General features: G+C 63.6%; 14 protein-coding genes. 4 read left to right on the top strand and 10 right to left on the bottom strand.

Translation table 11 applies throughout. From position 1 onward, the window contains the following. Window positions 1-121: 121 nt before the first annotated feature. The 6 genes from GVY41_RS19515 to GVY41_RS19490 form a co-directional block, all read right to left on the bottom strand. The gene (locus GVY41_RS19515; protein ID WP_161348630.1) at window positions 122-403 is read right to left on the bottom strand and encodes a hypothetical protein; all 282 of its coding nucleotides are present in this window, start codon (window positions 401-403) and stop codon (window positions 122-124) included. 425 nt (window positions 404-828) lie between these two features. Continuing rightward, window positions 829-3,207, bottom strand: a complete 2,379-nt coding sequence (locus GVY41_RS19510) for a hypothetical protein (protein WP_161348631.1) — start codon at window positions 3,205-3,207, stop codon at window positions 829-831. A gap of 4 nt (window positions 3,208-3,211) precedes the next feature. After that, window positions 3,212-4,708 (bottom strand): hypothetical protein, encoded by a 1,497-nt coding sequence (locus tag GVY41_RS19505; protein ID WP_229726128.1) that lies wholly within the window; start codon window positions 4,706-4,708, stop codon window positions 3,212-3,214. Further along, window positions 4,708-6,717, bottom strand: coding sequence for an McrB family protein (locus tag GVY41_RS19500; RefSeq protein ID WP_161348632.1), 2,010 nt, complete (start codon window positions 6,715-6,717; stop codon window positions 4,708-4,710). The genes GVY41_RS19505 and GVY41_RS19500 overlap by 1 nt, the downstream gene beginning before the upstream one ends. Window positions 6,718-6,740: 23 nt before the next feature. Continuing rightward, entirely contained in the window at window positions 6,741-8,561 is a 1,821-nt protein-coding gene (locus GVY41_RS19495) for a coiled-coil domain-containing protein (RefSeq protein WP_161348633.1), read from the bottom strand. Then, the gene (locus tag GVY41_RS19490; protein WP_161348634.1) at window positions 8,533-11,697 is read right to left on the bottom strand and encodes an AAA domain-containing protein; all 3,165 of its coding nucleotides are present in this window, start codon (window positions 11,695-11,697) and stop codon (window positions 8,533-8,535) included. Before GVY41_RS19490 ends, GVY41_RS19495 begins: the two co-directional genes overlap by 29 nt. Window positions 11,698-12,677: 980 nt before the next feature. Between GVY41_RS19490 and GVY41_RS19485 the strand changes: the two genes are divergently transcribed. Beyond that, the gene (locus GVY41_RS19485; RefSeq protein ID WP_161348635.1) at window positions 12,678-13,697 is read left to right on the top strand and encodes a nucleotidyltransferase family protein; all 1,020 of its coding nucleotides are present in this window, start codon (window positions 12,678-12,680) and stop codon (window positions 13,695-13,697) included. Window positions 13,698-14,066: 369 nt separating this feature from the next. On the opposite strand, the gene GVY41_RS19480 is transcribed toward GVY41_RS19485, so the two are convergent. From GVY41_RS19480 to GVY41_RS19465, 4 genes are all read right to left on the bottom strand, one after another. Continuing rightward, a complete protein-coding gene (locus GVY41_RS19480) occupies window positions 14,067-15,038 on the bottom strand; it encodes a zinc-binding dehydrogenase (protein WP_161348636.1) in 972 nt (323 codons plus the stop codon). Between the two features lie 190 nt (window positions 15,039-15,228). Then, the gene (locus GVY41_RS19475; RefSeq protein WP_229726130.1) at window positions 15,229-15,756 is read right to left on the bottom strand and encodes a DNA-3-methyladenine glycosylase I; all 528 of its coding nucleotides are present in this window, start codon (window positions 15,754-15,756) and stop codon (window positions 15,229-15,231) included. Window positions 15,757-15,944: 188 nt separating this feature from the next. Then, entirely contained in the window at window positions 15,945-16,733 is a 789-nt protein-coding gene (locus tag GVY41_RS19470; protein WP_161348638.1) for an SDR family oxidoreductase, read from the bottom strand. Continuing rightward, the gene (locus GVY41_RS19465; RefSeq protein ID WP_161348639.1) at window positions 16,730-17,059 is read right to left on the bottom strand and encodes a YybH family protein; all 330 of its coding nucleotides are present in this window, start codon (window positions 17,057-17,059) and stop codon (window positions 16,730-16,732) included. Before GVY41_RS19465 ends, GVY41_RS19470 begins: the two co-directional genes overlap by 4 nt. A 96-nt stretch (window positions 17,060-17,155) precedes the next feature. Here GVY41_RS19465 and GVY41_RS19460 point away from each other — a divergent pair, with 96 nt between their 5' ends. The 3 genes from GVY41_RS19460 (at window position 17,156) to GVY41_RS19450 (ending at window position 19,452) form a co-directional block, all read left to right on the top strand. Then, window positions 17,156-17,707: a LysR family transcriptional regulator gene (locus GVY41_RS19460; RefSeq protein WP_202456139.1), complete on the top strand. Its 552-nt coding sequence runs from the start codon at window positions 17,156-17,158 to the stop codon at window positions 17,705-17,707. Between the two features lie 274 nt (window positions 17,708-17,981). Continuing rightward, a complete protein-coding gene (locus GVY41_RS19455) occupies window positions 17,982-18,383 on the top strand; it encodes a GreA/GreB family elongation factor (RefSeq protein ID WP_161348640.1) in 402 nt (133 codons plus the stop codon). Between the two features lie 307 nt (window positions 18,384-18,690). Next, a complete protein-coding gene (locus tag GVY41_RS19450) occupies window positions 18,691-19,452 on the top strand; it encodes a mechanosensitive ion channel family protein (RefSeq protein WP_161348641.1) in 762 nt (253 codons plus the stop codon). The last annotated feature ends 124 nt before the right edge of the window (window positions 19,453-19,576 follow it).

Raw genomic sequence — 19,576 nt, 5'->3', positions numbered from 1 at the left:
TTCTCCTCATCCGTCCAAAGACGCTTCGTCCGACGCGCCACGCCATCACCATAGTGTCCACTATCGATGGTGGACACTATCCGCCTCTCTCACCCCGCGGCAGAGCGGTCGGACCGGACGCTTACGCCTTCAGGACGTCGGCTGCGCTGTAGTGGGGACGACCCTCGACAATGGGCATGCTGCTAGCGCCGCCTTGCTTCTCTATGGCTTCGACAAGCCTGTCGGGCAGCCGCTCGGGATCGATCGGTTGATCATCTTCAAGTGCGGCGCGGAACACATGGATCGTGAGGATTGCATCGAGGTATAGCCCTTCACTTTCGGAAAGGGCTCGAGCAAACTTCGGTCCGCGGGGCGGTTTGGGCGGGCCGATAAAGTTTTCCTGCTCGCGCTGCAGATCGTCCAACGTCGGGCGCTTCATTTAAACCTGTGACATCTGGGCTCTGCCGCATCGTCTGTGTGCAGGGATGGCATTGCTGCTGCTTGCGATCTCCGAGGATAGCGGGCGATATCTGCATCGGCAAGCTCATGGCCCGCTTCAGCCACATCTGGTGAGCCGGCTCTGCCTGAAACCCTCTGCCATGGCCGCTCCCTGCCCGGGCGCCAGGGCCCCGAAGGACCGGGGTAACCCGGCATTTCTGATGTTGACCGCCGCCGCGACCTTGCCGAGGCGCCCGACAAGGCCTGGCCAACCGGTCAGCGCAGGAGCCGCTCATTAGCCGCTTCATTGCATTCGGCACCACCGAGACCGTCCGTTGGCCGGACAGAAATGGAAGGAAAGGGAAGTCGCACCTCGGCCCTGAGTTGCGCAACGACGTCTGCCAATACCCTTCATGCATCATAAATGGCGGCCAGAAGATCCGGATCCCTTCCTGATCCGCGAAGTTCATCAAGAGTCTTGGATAGGATCGGGAGCCATCTTTCGGCGACCTGCTTGAGCTTCGGCACGCGCCCCGCGCGCTGCGAAATGTCGCCGATTGCCTGTTCGACGACGCTGATGAACTCGTCGGCAAGCCGATCATGGCCTGCGACAATGGCACGCGACGATTTCAGGCGCCATCGCAGGAGGCCGACAAGCAGGAATGGCGCGTAGTTGAACCTGGTGTATTCGGTTCCCACGCTTTCTTTGAACTCCCTGATCACTCGCCTCCCAAGGAGATCCACCTCCGCCCGTTCAAGCGATAAAGGACACGTGTCGGAGCGGGAAAGCAGGAACGCGGCGGCGGCTGTTTCTTCGCGCCACGACCATGCATCCATTGGCCTCTGGAGCAGGAGGGCAAGAGCCCGGCTCTCCTGATCCGCATCCTTGACGATACGCCCGAGCCCCTGACGGATGAGCACCCACGCCGCCGCGGAGGTGGCGAACGCATGGGTCTGACCGTGGGCGCGGGCGTCCCACGCATCCAGGAGAAGTGTTGCAACTTCATTCGGGCAGCGCCGGAATTGCCAGGTCAGGAACTTCAGGGGCGCGGTATGGGGCGCGACGGCGCCGCTGGCCATCCGCTGGACCGTAATGAGGGCGCGCTGCGTCAGATCTTCGAGTTGCTCGAGCGCCCCGTCCGGCGCCTCGGCCGGCACCTGCCCGTCACTGGAAATGCAATACTGACCAAACGGTCGCGCCGCCAGCTTTGTCGCGAGCTCAGCCCAATCGGGTCCTGCCTTCCTTGCATTCTGGTCGAGCAAGGCGATCAGACCCGGGCCTTTCGGGCTATTCTCCCATGCGTGCATGCCGCAGGGGAGGACAAGCCGCTTCGGAATCGTGGCAGGCGGCGTTGCAAGGTCTTCGAGAAGCTCGTCCCACGTCCTGTCCTGGACCTCTGCGGCATCCCAATCCACCGTGAACTGCCGGGACAAGGTCGGAGCCTGCATCAGGATCTTGGCGCGTCCAGCCGCCGGCACCTGCTCCACCCAGAGATCGACCGGCGCGGACTGCTGCGACTGGACCCCGACCTCGATAACTGCCTTGCGTGGTTTGGTGTGGGTTTCCTTGCGCAGATAGACCTGAAACCTCTCCTGCCCCGCCATCAAGGCGAAGCGGGCGGGTCTTGGGCTTCTGTAGAGGCTGCCTGCCGGCAGGGTCTCGGCGTCACCAATCAGATCGTAGCTCAAGGCACCCTCGGCTCCCTGCACGATGGTCGCAATGCGGGGAAGGAAGTCGAGATAAACGGTCTGACCGGCAGCGTGCCGCTCTGCGGCGAGAAGAGCGCCCTTGGCGACTGCCGTCGCCGGAAGCGGGGTGAGGGGCACGGTCAGAGCGGCCTGCAGATGCCGTAACAGTTCGTTCCGCACAGCTCCCTCGGTGAGGCTCTCGAACAGGACCAAGTCGCAGCCTTCCAGCAACGTCATGCAACGCCCGGGCAGCTTCGACACGGGCACAGCCAGGGCATTTGGCGGGATCAGGATGTCCCAGTCCCCGTTCGCCTGACGCAAGGGCTCCGGCGTCGTCTTGAGGCCGAAAGCAAGTCGTCCGATCGAACGGGCCGACTTGAAGTGCTCCGAACGGCTGGTGGGCGCGAGAGACATGACCTGCGCCGATGCAGCCTCGACAAGGCCAGCATATCCCAACTGAGATGCGACGCAGTCTCCGACCTGACGTCGCTCCGGTGAAAGATGCTCGTGGGCCCCGCGTAGCTCGGCCCGGATGCGGAGGGTCTGGATGGAGAAACCGTCGGAGACATGACCGATGATGCCAATGCGGGCGCCATCGCGGGCAGCGTCCTTAAGCATTCCCGTGTTCAGCGCATGCAGCACGGACAAGACCGACCGCCACACGAGCAGGGATTTACCGGCACGGGCGCTGGCCAAGGCGGCAAACAGACGCTCCTGCATTGGTTCGGTGGTCCGATCTGTATCCTCGATGGCCACCACCGAGTGGCTGGCACCTTGGGCGAGGCCCGTGAACGCTGCCGCCAGCATCTCGGGTGCCGTTTCCTCGTCACGGATCAGAGACCCGACAGTTCGGCGTCGATCCAGCGTGCCGAACTTGCCCCATCCGCCGCCGCGGCCGTGCGGGGCCAAATCCGCCTGTGCCCCGCCGATCCAGCGCTCGGCCTTCTCATCGCCGGCCCTCACGACCTCGGGTAGGACTGCACCTTCGACGATCCGCAGGACACCGATTTCCTCTTCGTCTCCAGGTCGCGCAACCCAGTTGCGGGCGACGCCATCGCGCCAGCCATTCACGTCGTAGCCGCAGAGCTTTCGGTTGCTCATCCGATCACCGCCAGATGTCGCGACGAATGAAATCCCTCAGCGCCTCCATGCCGAGGCGGAGGCTGTCGCCCGATGCATCGAAGGCGATGGCGTCTACGCGTGCCTTTCCTTTGGAACTGATCGCATGTTCCGGCTTGTCCTGTGCAGGCGTCAGGATCAGTCCATCGCGCATGACCTCGTTCGAAGCGATCTGGGCGATCTCGGCAAGCGTCGTGGCCGCACCATCGACCGCATCCTGAATATCCAGCCGTTCCATGGCGTGGGGCGTCCACACCGCGATGCGCCGCGGCACGTCGGACCGGGAAGGATCGGTGATCCGAACGGAGACGTGGGCTCGCGCGAGTGTCAGGAGGGCTCCGGGCTTTTCTGGCCGAGCTTGGACCTCGACAATGCGCCTTGTCTCCTCCAGCCAGAACACCGCCAGAGGGCGGTCCTGGTCGAACCATCGCCCCGTTACCGCCTCCTGTCGCCAGACGATGGGCGATTGCGCGATGAGCCGCGCCTCCTCCAGTTCATCGATCGCCAGAACGATCGCCAGGACCGCGAAATCCGTCCATGTCTGTGCCTGCCAAGCCCAGAGATCATCCAGGATGCGCTCGCGGCGCAGCAGTCGCTCCCAGGCGAGGCGCACGGTGCGATAGCCCTTGTCCTGCATCAGGACATAGTTTGGCGTGACACCGGCATCGGCGACACCGACGCCCAGATCGTCCAGGTCCCGCGCGATGGCTCGGCACCTAAGGCGGAAACCATCCACCATCCGGAAGCGGTCACTGCCCTGCGCGCGCCGATGTTCCCTCTGCCACTCTCGCGCCACAAGGGCGGCAAGCTTGACATAGGCATGGAACACCCGGTTCTCGAGGGTGTCGAAGTTCTCGTATCTGACCGTGGACAGGATGCGCTGTGCTGGACCCGCCCGCTCCGCCACCGTCCGACCAGGCTGGCGGCTGAGCCAGAGCATTGAAGCGCGGTCCATTTCCTGCACGCGATTCAGGGGCGTCAGTTCACGCGTCCGGCGCAAGACACGGCGAATTCGATGTTCGAGGTCCTGCAGGACCGGCCCGATCTCACGCGACTGCTTGACTATTTCCGCCATCCGCGGATCGGCCTCGTTTTCGGCTCGCTTCCATGCGTCGCGCAGGCGCGGCCAAAGGCTGACCGGGTCGTCGAGGGCATCCTCCAGCTCCTGTATCCGGGCCAGAACCTCGTTCATCCGCCTCAGCGTGTCTGCAGCGAACTCTTCATCCTCTGTCTTGGGCTCGCGATTGAGCGGCGGGCGGATCGGAAAATCCGCGCGCAGAGGGTTCACGCCCAGGCCACGCTTCGGATAGGGGTGCAGGAGCAGCTTTCTGGCCTCGCCTCTGTATGCACCTGCCATAAGCTCGGCATGCTCAAGGCCCCTCGGCACGTCCGCGCCGGTTTCGCTGACCAGACAGGCGGCGGGTCCGTAGGGAATCCCGACGTCCACCTCTCTCATCGACCAGGGACGCACCAGCCGCTTCATCAGCGGGTGACCCCCTGCCAAACGAACTGTCCCGTCGCCGCCGCAGCCTCGACCGATTGCCCGATGGCGTCTGCAAGAGGATCGTCGCCCAGAACCGCAACAAAGGATTGAAGCCTGGCAAGCTCTTGGGACTTCGCTTCAACCTCAACGCCCCGAAGCTTCGGCAACAGCCGCATCTCGACCTGATCAGCGAGGGCATGATTGACAACGTTGGGCACGCCTTCCGTGACCGGATAGCGATCCACGTAAGCCAGCATCGCGCGGCCAAGACGATGGCCGAAGGGACGGCCAAGGTCCCTCATCAAACCCACCATCTGTTCGATCTTGGCCTGCGTGGTCTCACGCTCTTCATCGGTCCGCTTTGCCTTCGACCATCGTTCCCATACACTCCGCCGCAGCGCCTCGGTCGGCGGTCGCTGGCCCTTTGTGGTGCTGCGGACGATCTGTTTCGGCGCGGCGAACCGGATCACGTTCGCGCGGTCAACCACCTTGTCCGAAAGGGATTGCGTGGATTCATCCTCGTTCATGGTCCCGGCGAACAGGAGGTTGTAGCCGGGGAAGATCCGGGGGACCTTGCCATCCGGCGTGGGTATCTCGAGTTCGATTTCTGCATCCTTCCGGCGTGCCCGATCACCGACCTCGGCTCCCGCAGGACGGCTTTCCAGGCGGCTCAGGAAGTCTGAAAAGTAATACTCGACCCGCGCCAGGTTCATCTCGTCCAGCAGGATCATCAGCATCCGGTCGCGCAAGGCTCCCTCGGGGTTGTTCACCTCGTCCAACGCCCAAAGTGCCCGTGCCATGTCGGTGGGCCGGAAACGGCCTTCCACGTAGTTGTAGAATCCCATCAGGTCCTGCGGGCTGTCCCACCGCGGTTGAACCGGAACCTGCAGGAATCCGATGCCCATCCCTGCTGCATATTGACGGGGCAGCTGGCTTTTCCCGGTGCCGGAGATCCCCGCAAGCACGGCCATCTGCGTGCTCTCGTTGACCTTCATGGCCGTGTGGAAGGCGCGGAGGGTCCGTTCGGGGTAGGTCAGGCCGGTAGCCTGGAAGTGCAATTGCACCCGATGCAGAGCGTCGTTCTCCTCCATGACCCCGGCTTCTTTCCAGCTGCGCAGGACGCTGACGACCTGCGGCTCGGTCTTGAGTTCGCGCAAGGGGTCCTCGCCTGCCGCGCCACCGGCCGTCACTTTGATCTTGTCTTCGAGAACGGCGATGCGCGCTTCCAAAGCGGCGCGGGTGTCCTTCAGCCGGGAGATTTGGGCGTCCAACGCCTTGCGCTCGACGTCTGCGGCGGCAAGCTGCGCCTGGGCTCGGGTCAGATCTTCCTGAATACCTGCAACCGCCGCGCGGCCAGAGCGGGCGGCTTCTTCCATTTCGGCGAGCTGTCCCTGACGGGACGCGGTCGCGCCCTCCAGCCTGGCCATGTCGGCTTCCAGAATTCGAGCTTGTTCGGCCAGGCGATCGACTCGCTCCTGTGCCTCTTCCAGTCGGCGCAGTTCCGGACGCAGTTCCTCGATCTTCGCGGTCAGCTCCGAATGCTCCTCCTTCATCGCATCGACCTGGTCCAACAGACGTTCGGCCCGGGCAAGACGATCCCGGACCTCATCATGCTCGGCCTTTGCCGCCGCCAGTTCGGCATCAAGCCGCAGCTTGTCGATCTGGGCTTCCTCGATCTCCCGGCGAATCGTCTGAACTTCGTTGCGGCGCTCCTCGCTCTGAGCCCATTCGTCGAGAAGCTGATCCCGCTTTCGGGTCAGTGAATCCACTTCGGACTGGATATCGGACACGACGGCGAGGGCTTCGCGGCGTTTCTGTAGATCGAGCTCGATATCGGTCAGAGTCGCGCGCTTCTCAGCGATCCGGGCGAAGATCGCCCGTTCCTCTTCCAAGGGCCCCTGGATCGAGACGGCATGATCATGCCGTGTCGCCAGCCAGAACTGGACGATTGCGAGAAAAGCCAAGACACCAGCGACGATCAAGACGAGGAGGGGGCTTCCGGTCAGCATGAATGACATCCTTCCGATACTGGTTATGGCTGGACAACGGGCGTGATGGTCGGCTGGGCCGGTGACGCAGGCGGCGTCGGCTCAGTCTGTGCCGCCATTTCCGGCGCCTCGACCGGGGCAGTGGCTGCCCGTGCTTCGGCCTCTTGGATAGCTGACGCAAGACCAGCGCGTTGCGCGGCCAACTTCGCCAACTCATGGTTCGCGGATGCCACCTCTCGACGCATGCCGGCGAGGTTGGCTTCGATGCCCGCAAGTTCCTGACGGCGTTGCGTGACTGCCTGGGTCAATTCCTGGTCGCGCGCGGCGAGGCCCGCGATACGCGCCTCCGCAGCTTCAACCTCTGCAAGGGCAGAGCGTCTGCGATCGAGCTCTCCGTCAAGCCTGGTCAGTTCATCTTCTGCGGCGGTGCGCGCCGAGACAGCCTGCTCCTGTTGGGCGGTTACCGAAGCCAGAGCCTGTCGCGCCGCGGCCGATGCAGCATTCGCCTCATTGGCACGCGCATCGGCCTGATCGATCTGGGCTTCGATGGCCGCAAGCCGAGCGGCCGCGGCTGCCTCGGCAGCCTCTGCGGCTCCGGCACGTCCCGCAAGCGCCGCGACATTTTCGCGTGCCCGCGCCAGATCGGTGGCCGCGTTGGCAAGGTCAGCCTCCAAGACGCCGTTCGCGGCCTCCTGGCGCTCCACTTCAGCAGCCAGGGCATCGCGCTGGCCCGTCAGCGTCGCAATCTCGCTCCGCGCCTGTGCGACATCCGCAAGGACCGCGCGGCCGCGTTCCATGTCGCTCTGGATCCCGGCAAGTTCAGCCTGCGCCTGATCACGAGAGGCCTGCGCTGCGTCCCGTTCCGCCTGAAGTGGCTGGAGGGACTGGCGGGCTGCGTTCAATGCCAATTCTGCCTGCTGCCGGGCGGCATCGGCGGCCTGACGGCTCTGTTCGGACTGGCGGAGAAGCTCCGCTGCCGCATCGGCCTCCCGCTGCAGATCGCCCTGCTGGCGCGTAAGCGCGTCCACTTGCGCTCTGACGCTAGCCAGTAGGCCTTCCGCGACACCGCGCTCCCGTGCGGCGGCGTCGCGCGCCTGCGTTTCGGCGGCGACCTGCGCCTGGAGCTCTTCGAGCCGGGCCTTAGCGTCAGTCGCGGAAGAGACAAGCGTTTCCGACTTTTGACGGCCATCTGCGATCCTTCGGTTCAGGTCGGCCTCTTCCGCCCTCAGCGCCTCTACCCTCGCCTGAAGGGCCTGAAGTTCCTCGGTTTCCACCTGCAATCCTTGCACTGTGGTGCGGGCCGTTTCCTGCTGCCGCTCAAGCTCATCGACGGTATCCTGAAGCGCCGCGTTATCGGACCGCAAAGCCGAGACGGTCTGCTCAAGTTGCCCCTTCTCGCGATCTAGGGCTGCGACCGAGCGAGCGAGTTCCTCCCGCTGCGATGTCAGAGACCTGATCCGATCGCGCTCTTTGTCCGCATTTGCGATTGCCTCTCGCGCTGCAGCTTCGCGCTCTTGCAGGCCCTCCAGTTGACCCTGCGCGGCATCCCGGGCCGCAAGGGCAGCAGCCTCGGCTTGCGACGCCTCAGCGCGGCTCTGCTCCGCCCTGCGACGCTCGTCATTGGCGCCCTGCAGGTTGGCCTGAAGGATCGCGTTTTCCTGCGCAAGCTCCTCACGCTGCTGCCGCAACTGGTCGCGCTGGCCGGAATAGTGATCGATGTCGCGCTCGATCTGCCCATACCGCTCGCTGAGGTCGTTCACCTGGAACACCAGCACGCCGATGCCGCCGAGGCCCAACGCGGTAAGGCCCCCGGCGAGGTAGCTGAACACGCGCGATCTACGAAAGGTCTCGTTCGACGAGGTCAAGGCAGGCCTCCATATCCTTTGAAAGTTCATCGACCCAGAACCGGCGCACCCGCCAGCCAAGGGATTGCAATTGGTGGTCGCGCCAGTGGTCGGACATCTTGCGGCGTCCGTCGGCGTCCTGGTGCCAGTGGCGTCCGTCGACCTCGAGGTCCAGCATCACCCCAGACTTGCCAAAGAGGGCAAAGTCGAGGCGCCGTCCCGCGATCTCATGCTGCGGCTTGGGATCGAGCCCGCGGTCCGTCAGAGCATGGAACACCCGTCGTTCCCACTCGCTGTCGAAGACGCCTTCGCCAACAGTGCGGCGGGGTTCGGTCGCCACGGCGGCAAGCCGCGCCAAGGCCCGCACCTTCGCAGAGCGCGCATAGTCCAGATCGCCGAACACATGTGCGACGGCCCGGGCGCGGGAGATGGCAACGTTCAGTCGGCGGAGGTCCTTCTGCACGAAGGTAACAGCCGACAGTGCGCTGTTCGCGGAGAGGCAGGGCGAGAACAGGATCACATCCCGCTCATGTCCTTGGAACCCGTCGACGGTCGCGACGCGAAGCTCGGCGCCCTCAAGCTTCTGGACAGGCACCACGCGCCGCACCGCAGCTTCTATCGCCTGCACCTGCGGACGGAAGGGAGAGATGACGCCGACGCTGCCTGCGTATCCCTGCTCAACCAGCAAAAGCCGGACGTGGGCCGCGATCGCCTCGGCTTCTGCCGGGTTCACGTTGCCCTGCTGCGCGAACGAGGGCCCGGGAACATGGGTCCACGCAATTCCCGGCTTCTGGTCCCGGGGCGAGCGGATCGTCGTCGGATCGTAGGAGGTGGTCAGCTGCCCGCCGTAAAAGGTTTCGCTGATGTAATCGACGATAGGTCCCGCCGAACGATACTGGTGCCGCAGAAGCACGCGCGGCACACCGGGCACCCGCTTCGCGAAGTCGAAGAGGGACTGCCGGCTCTGGGCGAAGCGTCCCATTCCGGCCGTGGGCAGCCCCTGAGCCTTCATCAGGTTGCGATCCTGCGCCTGACCCAACTGAGGGATGAAGCTGAGCTGGCGGTCATCGCCGACGACCACTGCGCGCTTTGCTCTGGCGAAAAGCGGCAGGGCCGAAGCGATGTCGCACTGGCTTGCTTCGTCGAAGATGACGAGGTCGAACAGAGCGTCACCGAGGGGGAGCCGCTTTGGCGTGCCCAGCACGGACGCCAACCAGAGTGGGCGATGTTGCAGGACAGCCCGTGCCAGATCCGACGGAAAAGCGCGTTCCCCGTGGAACTGGTGGTCGGCGCGGGCCGCATCCAGCTTCTGTCGCTCGTCCTCGCGCAGGGCGACGCGTCCTGACAATGCCGACGGAAGGATGGCGGTCACGAGCTCCATGATTTCCGCGGTCAACCTGACAGGGTCGCCATCGGCAGGAAGCGCATCACGTTCCAGGCGCAGTGCATCAAGTCGCGCCCTCAGGGCCGACAAGGGTGCGCCTTCGGTCAAGGCGCCGCGCTGATCTTTCGCCGGGGTCGTCTTGAGCCCCCAGAACAAGGCTAAGATGGCGCGATAAAGGCGGACAACAAATCCCGGTGTGGCGTCCACGGCTTCAGCCGGGCGGTCATCGCCTGCCGCGAAACGTTCCCTCGCCGCGATCCGCTCCACCAGCGCCGCGATCTCGCATTCCAGGTCCGCCCGTCGCCGGATCGTTTCCATGGACCTGCGCCTAGCCAGCGAGAGGGAGGCCGCTTGGCCCACAAGCTCCGGGTCCAGCGGACGCGCACGAGGACTGGTCTCGTTCAGCAGGTCGTCGAGCACCTGTTCCGCCGACTTGTCGACGCCGCGAATTGGGTCGAGGGTGCGGACAAGGAAGGGAAGATCAGGGGCGAGGCCCCCGAGCCGTTCCTCGACGGCGTCCAAGGCCTGATGGTTCTTCGAGGCGACAAGCACGGTGCCGCCATGAAGCAGCACAGATGCCGCCATTGACACGATCGCCTGGCTTTTGCCCGTGCCGGGTGGTCCGGTCACGACCGTCAGCGGGGCGTTGCAGGCATGACGAACCGCTTCGATCTGCTCGGCATTCAGGGAGCCGACGTTGACATCGTGCGGCGCGACCCCCGCGAAGGCAGGCGGAAGGCCGAGAACCGGAGCAAGCGCCGTGCGTCCCAGGCGGTCGAGTGGCCAGCTTCCGATCGCATCGAGGTCCCGCACCGCCCCGGCGGTGAAGGTGGACTCGGTCGGAAGGAACAGGGCGGCGATGTCGTAGATCCCTCCCGCCGACAGATCGATCTGCGCCGCCATCTGCAGCCCATTGACCCGGCCGCGAAGATGCCCAGCCGCAGCTTCGCGCAGCCGGTTCAAGAAATCCTCGGCCCGCAATCCAACCCCGTCTGTCGCGTCGAATACCTCCGACAGCTCCGACCTGCGCCAACCGGCCGTCCTTGCGGCGCCCTCCAACCAATCGGGATTGACCAGAACATCGTCCGCCTCGATGGCGACGCGCAACGTGCCCCCGGTCCGGGACCATTCCGCGGCCAAAAGCCCCACCGGCCAGATCACTGGCACACCGGATTTCCGGCCGACCATGATCGGCCAACCGACTGCGAGCGTCATCTCGTTGGCCTCGCGCCGCAACAGCGCCTGCCGAAACTCCGCTGGGAGGGAGTCAAGTTGGAAGCTCAGGGTGCGCCGGGAATCGTCACCCGGTGTCAGAGGTCCGGTTCCCGTCGCGAGAACCCATTGCGCCCCGTGGCGGTCGGGCATCTGCGTGATGGCTCCTCGCGGATCCGACCGGAGGGCCGACCGCCAGTAACGCAGGAGCGCATGCGGGTCGACCGCAGCCGCCGACTCGTCTTCGCCGTTGTCTCCGATTGCTGGTGCGGGCTCACTGGCGATCGACCCGGGCACGGCGAGCAGGACGTTTTCTTCGCGTGGAGTCGCAGCGGGCGCCGGCGGGCCGACCTGCTGCGCTCCCCGAGGGACGGGAACCGCAACCGGCTTCCATCTTCCATTCCGTTCCAGGCGGATCACACCGGACTGCGACAAGACCTGAAGTTCCGCCACGATGGCGCGGCGCTTGCCTTCATCGAACGCCGCGCCCAGCAGGACTACAAGTTCTTCGGTCGTCCGCCCACGCGGGAACGCTTCAACGGTGCGTTGAACGATGGACATCCTCGACCGTCTTCCCCAAGTCTCGTGTTTGCCCCGCCGCAAAGCGAGTTTCGGTAGTATTTCAGCCACATGTGGTTGGTCTCAGCCGCCCATCCCCGCTTCGGAAGCTTTCCTCACAGACCATGAATGGCCGACACAGTTGCAATGGGCAAGACATTGCCAGCCGATGCCCAGGTAGGGGATACCTGACTTCCGCCGCGATTCCCTTGCCGATTGTTGCTGCCGCCCGATTTGGGAATCACTGTTCGCAATAGCGCCATTTGGGTGACAGATGCGGTCACCTAGCCCCGTTTTCGCGAGCGAAGATCCTGAACATGGACCATGTCAGCGTTCAGGAAAGCTCTGATAATGTGACCGCCTTGAGGACATCGATATGCCAGGGTGGGTCTGCGAGGATCTACAAAGGAGGACGGTCATGTTGGAAGTTACCACCCCGCCCCGCGCAGCAGCCATTCAATGATCACGAGGTGCTGCGCGCAGTCACGAAGCAGCGTTCGTGTGAAGCCGCGCGGCGGCACGCCATCAGCGGACCGCTCGCCGTGCTTGCGCATCGGTTTACCTGGGCGATCGGCGCGCGGCCCCTTCGATGGACTTTGCCCGGCGGGCCATGGCGCGTTCTTGGGTCGGATTGGGTCTAGAAGACACCACAGGAACCTCCGACCCAGTGGGATCGCCGGTGGCGCGAAGCAGCCTGGCCTGCGACGCTGCAGTGCATTAAAGTAAAATAAGGCGGCATCAGCGCTGCCCATAATGTAGCTTTTGAAGCACGGCCTTCATCCTGCTCCTGCGTCGTCCACGATCTGGTAGCTGATTGATCTCGCCTGCTTCTCGGCAATTTCACCCGCGCTGTGACAGCGGCTCCCAATCGGAGGCGACTTCGACCCACGAACAGGACTATGTGCAGCAAATTTATAAACGCTGCACTCTTGCGTCTGCCTGCAGCAGTCTCATACTTGATGCACACAGTTCAGGTGCCCACGATGACCGCAGTTTCCCATTCCCGCGCCGCACAGGTGGCCTACCAAGACCTCTTGCGCCTGCACCTTGACGAGGTGGCCTCCGAACTGATCGGCAGCATCGAGGAGCGCTCTCGCAACGGGCGCGCCTACCTCTACGACAAATTCCGCCTCGGCACCGAGATGAAGAGCCGTTACCTGGGCGAAGGCACCCCCGAGCTGCGCACGCGTCTGGCACGTGCCACAGAGCTGAAGGCTCAGGGCGAGGAGCGTAAGAAGACGATGGCGCGGCTGGCCCGCGTCCTGCGCGCCGAGGGGCTGATCGGGACGGATCGCGATACCGGCTCCCTGCTCCTGGCCTTCGCACGCGCCGGGGTCTTCCGGCTTGGAGGAACCCTCGTGGGCACCGCCGCCTATGCCCTCTACCAGGGAGAGCTCGGCGTGAGGTTCGATTCCGACGAGCTCGCCCAGACCGGGGACATTGATTTCGCCAGCTTCCAGCGCCTGTCGGTTGCGCTCGGTGACCGTGTGGAGGAAAGTCCGGGCGAGATCCTGCAGGCGCTCAAGTTCGATCCTGTTCCGGGTGTGCAGGATCGCCAGATCTGGAAATGGCGGCAGAACCGGGGCGAGGCGATGGTCGAGTTCCTCACTCCCGCCTTCGGCGATGAAGGGGTCAAGCCCCTCCCGGCACTCAAGGTCAGCGCGCAGGCCCTCAACTACCTGAACTTCCTGATCGCGGAACCCATCCCGGCGGTTGCCCTCTATCGCTCCGGCATCCTGGTGAGGATCCCGCGGCCGGAGCGGTTTGCGATCCACAAGCTGATCGTCGCGGATCGGCGTCATGGCGGGCCTGATCAGGCAAAGGCTCGGAAGGATCGGGGACAGGCGGCGTTCCTGATCTCGGTCCTTGCCCAGGACCGACCCGATGACCTTGCCGAAGCATTCGAGGATGCCCTGTCTCGCGGCCCGCGCTGGCGCGAACGGTTGGAGGCGACACTGGCACGGATGCCGGAGAGCGCGGCAGTGCTGCGTGGACTGATGTAGGGAAGCGCAAGCTGCCCGGCGACGGAAAGGGCGGAGAGCGGTCTGACGGGGCCGCGGCATGGCAGTTGCGGCGATACCTAGAAAGCGGACGTCCGTTTGCGACGCAGCGAGCTCCGCACCCCGCGCTGTGCAGGGCGGTGATCAGACATTGACGCAGCCTCGGGTTGCGCGCACTTGACGTGAAAAGCGGCCTTGCCTGACCGCCGAAGTTGCGAGAGACGGGCAATCCTTCTGCCCACCTCTCGCTCAGCATTCTCAACGGTGCGCTACCGACGCGCTTTCCGACGCCCGAACGATAACTTCGGCCACCGCATCCGGTTGGCGCGGCGGCCGATCGGGATGCAGCCGAGCGCATCCATGGAGATCATGTCATCGTGTGAACACGGTCTTGCCCCGGGTGCGACCCTCGATCATTTTGCGGATCGCTTCGCGGGCTTCAGTCATCGGCACGACCGCTCCGACTTCGGGCGTGATGTTGTTCCTGATGACGAATTGCATCATGGCCTTCATTTCTTCGAGCGTGCCCATGATGGTTCCGCGGATGTCGATCTGTTCGACAAAGATGCGCAGCAGATCGGTCTCGGCAGTGTGGCCTGTCGTGATGCCATTGATCACCAGGACGCCGCCCCGTTTGACAGCTTTCAGGCTGTCTGCCCACGTCGCAGCCCCTATATTGTCAACGACCGCATCAACACTGCGTGGCAGGGCATCGCCATGCCGGAATATCCGGTTGGCGCCGAGACGTTCGGCGATTGCTGCCCCTTCATCATTGCGGGTCGTGACCCACACTTCAAAGCCCGCTGCCCGACCCATCTGGATGAGTGCGGTCGACATGCCACCCGAAGCGCCTTGGACCAAAAGTGTCTGGCCCGGCATCAACCGAGATTTGGTGAAAAGCGAGCGATAGGCGGTGAGCCAGGCTGTGCCGAGCAGTGATGCGTTGAGCGCCGATAGACCTTCTGGAATAGGCACCGCGTTCCGCTTCGGAACCGCGACGCAGTCAGCCATTGTTCCGGGCACGAGTTCGCTAATGACGTGCCAGTGAGGGTCGATCGTCTCGTCGCCCTTCCAGCTCTCTGTCCCCATCACAGGGTAGAGCACGACGGGCGTCCCGTCTTCGAGCAATCCTGCTGCGTCGTTGCCGAGGATCATCGGGAACGGGATCGGCTCCTCTTGGGAGGTCATCCCGCGGAGGGTGAAAATGTCGTGCCGGTTGAGGCTGGCATGGGTCACCTTTACTCTTACCCAACCCTCTTGCACGATTGGGTCAGGACGCTCTCCCACGACAACGGAGGCGAGCGGATCGTTGAAATTGGCTTCTTTGGCATAGACGGCAAACATGGTCGTTCCTTTCAGGCGGTCTGAAGCTGAGTGCTGCACGGGCGGCATCCACTGGCGGTGAACCAGATCGCGCCGCCGACAAGCGTGAAATGAAAGTGGAGTCCGCGTGCGTCGGGCATGCTGGTCTGGTCCTGCGCCCGCGCGGTTGGGACCAAGATTGCACGCCAGCAGTTGATGAAGGGGGATCGTCCTAGAGTTTTGCTTTGAGTTCCGAGTGCCGTCGAAAGCAACTAAAGGAATGATCGTTGACGATGCCGACCGCCTGCATCCACGCGTAGGTGATGGTCGGCCCGACAAACTTGAAGCCGCGTCGCTTCAATTCTTGCGAGACTTTCTCTGACAGTGGTGAACTCGCGACCCAGCTGTGACCGTCACCAACGATAGGTGCGCCGCCCGTGAAGGACCAGCAGAATGCCGAGAAGTCCTCGCCGCGCTCCTGCATGTCGCAGTAGATCTGGGCGCCTCTGATCGTGGCTTCGATCTTCGCGCTTGCGCGCACGATGCCAGGATCCGCCATTAATCGCTCAATATCTCGCTCGTCAAACGCGGCGACCCTGACCGGATCGAAATACGCGAAGGCGGCTCGAAAGGCTTCACGCTTGCGCAGGATGATGATCCAGGCAAGCCCTGCCTGGAACCCCTCCAGCATGAGCATTTCCCATAGCATCCGTGGGTCTCGCTGCGGCACGCCCCATTCAGCATCATGGTAGTCCCGCATCAGCGGGTCTTCTTGAGCCCAGCTGCATCTCTCACAGGATGAAGTGTCAGGCATGGTTGGGGCTTCTCTTTCAATCGCCGCCGACCTTTGTCGGCTTTTCGTGGAGGCAACCTGCGACGGCATCGTCCGTCGGCAAGGGCAGGAAAAATCTCGTCGTCCGCGCGAAGGCGGACGACGAGAAGCCACCCTTAAACGGTTCTGATCGTGCCGCCATCGATGACAAACTCAGCGCCATTGATCGCAGCAGCACGGCTGGAGGAGAGATAAGCGATGAGGTCGGCCACCTCCTCAGGTTCTGCTCCGCGCCCGATCGAGATGCCGCCCAAGACATCGAGCACAGCCTGACGCGCTTCCTCGATCGTGCCGCCATTGGCAGTCCGAAGCATTTCGAGAAAGTCTCCGGTGGCATCGGTCATGATCCAGCCCGGCGAGACGGAGTTGACCCGCACGCCTTTGGGACCGAGTTCCTTCGAGATCGACTTGCTGTAGGTCCTCAGTGCCGCCTTGGCGGAGGCGTAGCCGGTCGTCGACTCAGGCAGCGGCAAGACGGACTGGATCGACGTGACATGCACCACGGTGCCTTCGCCCCGCTCCCGCATCTGGGGGATCAGCAGGCGGTCGAGCCGAACCGTCGCGAGCAGATTGAGGTTCAGCTCAGCGAGCCAGTGGTCGTCTGTCAGCGCGGCGAAGCCACCCGCAGGCGAAGCCGAGCCACCGATGACATGGGCGAGAATGTCGATGCCGTTCAGACGTTCGAGCGCAGCGGTGGCCAGCGCTTGGCTACCTTCTGCCGTCGTCAGGTCAGCCTGCACATAATCGACGCCTTCGATGGGATCTTTGATCGCGCGGGCGGCGGTGATGACGCGGGCTCCGCCGGCCAGGAAACGCTGGACGGTAGCGCGGCCCAGACCCTTGGTGCCACCGCTGACGAGCACGCGCTTGCCGGCGAACTCGATGGGATCGACCTTGATATTCATACCGTAGTCTCCAGCGTTTTGATGGCGCCTTGCACCAATGTGAACCGATAAGTGAAGCGGAGCGGGCTGCCCGGGAAGTCGCCATGGGCGGGTCCCTCAACGACGACATCGCCGTTTTCTTCCCGAACAGTATCGGGCGTGAAGATCGCCTTCACAGGGATCACTTCATGCTCGAAAAGCTGGCGGATCGCCGCCTGTCCCTCGAAATGCTTGCCGTTGTCGATGAAGACAGCGTCGCTCAGGAAGGGCTTCAACATGCCGTCAATGTCGAGGCGAGCGTTCGCTTCGACATAGTCGGCGATTGGCTTGGGTAGATCCACTGACATGTTCATCTCCTTGACTGTCATTAGGCCAATCTAGCGATGGACTTTCCTCCTGATAATCGAGACAAATCGTGATGGGGTGTTACGGAGAGCGGGACAATGGGACGCCATTCTCTGATCGAACTCGAGGCAGTCCTGGCCATCGTGCGGTGCGGCTCGTTTCGGGCAGCGGCACTCGAACTCGGCATGTCGACCACGGCAATCAGCAACGCAGTGGGCAAGCTCGAGCGGGAGCTGGCCGTGCGATTGTTCAACCGCACAACCCGTAGCGTCTCGCTCACCTATGCAGGGCGGATTTTCGTCGTGCAGATCAAGCCAGCGCTCGAGGACATCCAGAAAGCGATGGATACCGCGCGCTCCCAGCAAGAGACGCCGTCCGGCACATTGCGCATCAACGCCTTCGCAACGGCAGCCCGCGAGATAATGGCGCCACTGGTCCTGAGCTATCTGCAACGCTATCCGCAGGTTCATATCGACATCGTCACCGAGGGACGGCTTGTTGACATCGTGGCGGCGGGTTTCGATCTAGCCGTGCGCAGCGCAAGTCTGGATCTTAGTGTGCCGGAAAGGCGACACTCCAGCTCAATTCCTGGTTTCCGGGAGGCCAGCTTGTTTTCGCCAGTGCGACGACCTAAGTCAAAGTCATGCTGACAGTCACTCATCAAGTCAGGTTCCGGATTTACTCTGGTTCGCTGCTGACGCGCACTCTGCCCCGGGCAGAGGCGGTTGCCTGCTGACGCCTTCTCCCGGGGCTCAACCTTTCCAGATCAAGGTCAGTCAGGCGGACATCGTCCGTTGAGGAACAATCATGCGTTGCCATATCAAAGCCCCGCGGCCGCGAGGCGCGGAGAATCCTTTCGAGTGCCGTTTTGGCGCCAGCCGCCCGGGTGCGGGCGGCTTTACCAGTCGCGGTCCGATCCGCACAGTGCTCAGCCGTGAGGATTACTGGCAGCTGAATGACCACAAGCTCCGCTGCGAAGAGCTTGGGGGGCCTCGGTTCATACGGCTCGCCCGACTGATCCGTGAGGCGCTGCTTGATGCCACCATCACCGAGACCGAAGAGCTTGCCGCCGATGTCGTCACGGGGAGGGTCCATGTGACCTTCAGGGTCGACCGCCGCCCGCCGGAAACGCGGCTGCTTTATCACTGGGACTACCCCGACTACGCGCGCCGACCGCTGTCCGTCGGTAGCTTTCTGGGTGTCACGCTGATGGGAATGGCGGTGGGTCAGCGCAGGCGGGTTGTCGACGGTGATGGCAATACACGCGAAGTGCAGGTTCTGGGTGTCCATCCCCCAAGCTCGTTCGGCGCGCAGTTCCTCGACTGAACGGCGGCGCGGGCGGATGCCGAGCGCGGCCTCATCATTTTGGAGGTTGCACCGTCGTGCGCTGCGCACGGCAGGAATCTCCATCTGTTCAAACCACGAAGAAAAGGAGGGCAAGAAAAATGCTCCGGACCATTCCAGCTTACTGCGCCAACTGTGGGGCGGCCGTGCCGCGGGCAGCTGCCGGGCGCTGCCCGTCTTGCAGAGTCGGATTTGACCGGGCGGGAACGCGGGCCACTAGCCAATCGCTGCTGGGCTGCCTCGCGCGCGAGAACGGCTTCGCACAGGAACAGCCGACTGGGCCAAGGCCATGAGAGGGTTTCGCAAGCTGCTTGCACCCGTGCTGTTTCTGAGCGTGCTGGGCGCCTTGAATCTGACTGCCTTTGCGGTGCGCGCACGTCTGGATGTCGAGTTGCTCGGCGGGCACGGGCGCAATGGGCTGAAGATTGCGGCCTACCTTGGCATGGCCTGGCTGCTGAGCCGGGTGGCGGATCACGTTTTCTCGCGAGCGCGGCCCCGCAGTCGGCCAGTGCCACAATTGCTTCGCGATCTGCTCACGGCGCTCTTTTTCCTGATTGCCGTCGTTGCCAGCGCCTTGCTGCTGACGGGTCACAGCGCGGGCAGTGTCCTTGCAGGCTCGGGCGTGGTCCTTGCCCTGCTCGGCTTTGCCATCCGCAACGTGGTTGCCGATACGCTGTCGGGAATCGCTTTGGGGCTGGAGGCGCCGTTCCGGATCGGTGACTGGGTTGACATCGAAGGGCTGGCCAAAGGTAAGGTCATCGAGATCGGATGGCGGACCACGCGGCTTCTGACACGCGACTCCACCTATGTGATCCTGCCCAACAGCCAGATCTCGCGCCAACGGATCGTCAACTATAGTGCCCCTCGCAGTGAATTCCGCGCGCAGCTCGAGATCACGCTTGGTCACGAGACGCCGGCGGCCGAGGCTGCAAAATCCCTTCGGGCGGCGCTGCTCCAGAGCCCGCTGATCCGCCTTGCGCCCCCGCCTGACGTGCGGATCCAGGCTATCGAGGCCGAGGGGATCCGATACGCGCTGCGTTACTGGATCTGACCTGCCACGGGATTTTTCCTCCAGTTGTGACTAGAGTCCGCCCCAAGGAAGGGACGGACGATGAAGCGAACGATACGAACCGAAGAGCAGATCATCGGCATTTTGCAGGAGCATGAGGCCGGGG

Source organism: Frigidibacter albus, assembly GCF_009908165.1.
Taxonomy (GTDB): Bacteria; Pseudomonadota; Alphaproteobacteria; order Rhodobacterales; family Rhodobacteraceae; genus Frigidibacter; species Frigidibacter albus.
This window is presented reverse-complemented; position numbering and strand designations above follow the sequence as displayed.

Bases quoted from the DNA above. Each gene is read 5' to 3' on its own strand.
- GVY41_RS19510 (WP_161348631.1), bottom strand. From the start codon at position 3,207: ATGAGCAACCGAAAGCTCTGCGGCTACGACGTGAATGGCTGGCGCGAT.
- GVY41_RS19505 (WP_229726128.1), bottom strand. From the start codon at position 4,708: ATGAAGCGGCTGGTGCGTCCCTGGTCGATGAGAGAGGTGGACGTCGGG.
- GVY41_RS19500 (WP_161348632.1), bottom strand. From the start codon at position 6,717: ATGCTGACCGGAAGCCCCCTCCTCGTCTTGATCGTCGCTGGTGTCTTG.
- GVY41_RS19490 (WP_161348634.1), bottom strand. From the start codon at position 11,697: ATGTCCATCGTTCAACGCACCGTTGAAGCGTTCCCGCGTGGGCGGACG.
- GVY41_RS19485 (WP_161348635.1), top strand. From the start codon at position 12,678: ATGACCGCAGTTTCCCATTCCCGCGCCGCACAGGTGGCCTACCAAGAC.
- GVY41_RS19480 (WP_161348636.1), bottom strand. From the start codon at position 15,038: ATGTTTGCCGTCTATGCCAAAGAAGCCAATTTCAACGATCCGCTCGCC.
- GVY41_RS19475 (WP_229726130.1), bottom strand. From the start codon at position 15,756: ATGCGGGACTACCATGATGCTGAATGGGGCGTGCCGCAGCGAGACCCA.
- GVY41_RS19470 (WP_161348638.1), bottom strand. From the start codon at position 16,733: ATGAATATCAAGGTCGATCCCATCGAGTTCGCCGGCAAGCGCGTGCTC.
- GVY41_RS19465 (WP_161348639.1), bottom strand. From the start codon at position 17,059: ATGTCAGTGGATCTACCCAAGCCAATCGCCGACTATGTCGAAGCGAAC.
- GVY41_RS19460 (WP_202456139.1), top strand. From the start codon at position 17,156: ATGGGACGCCATTCTCTGATCGAACTCGAGGCAGTCCTGGCCATCGTG.
- GVY41_RS19450 (WP_161348641.1), top strand. From the start codon at position 18,691: ATGAGAGGGTTTCGCAAGCTGCTTGCACCCGTGCTGTTTCTGAGCGTG.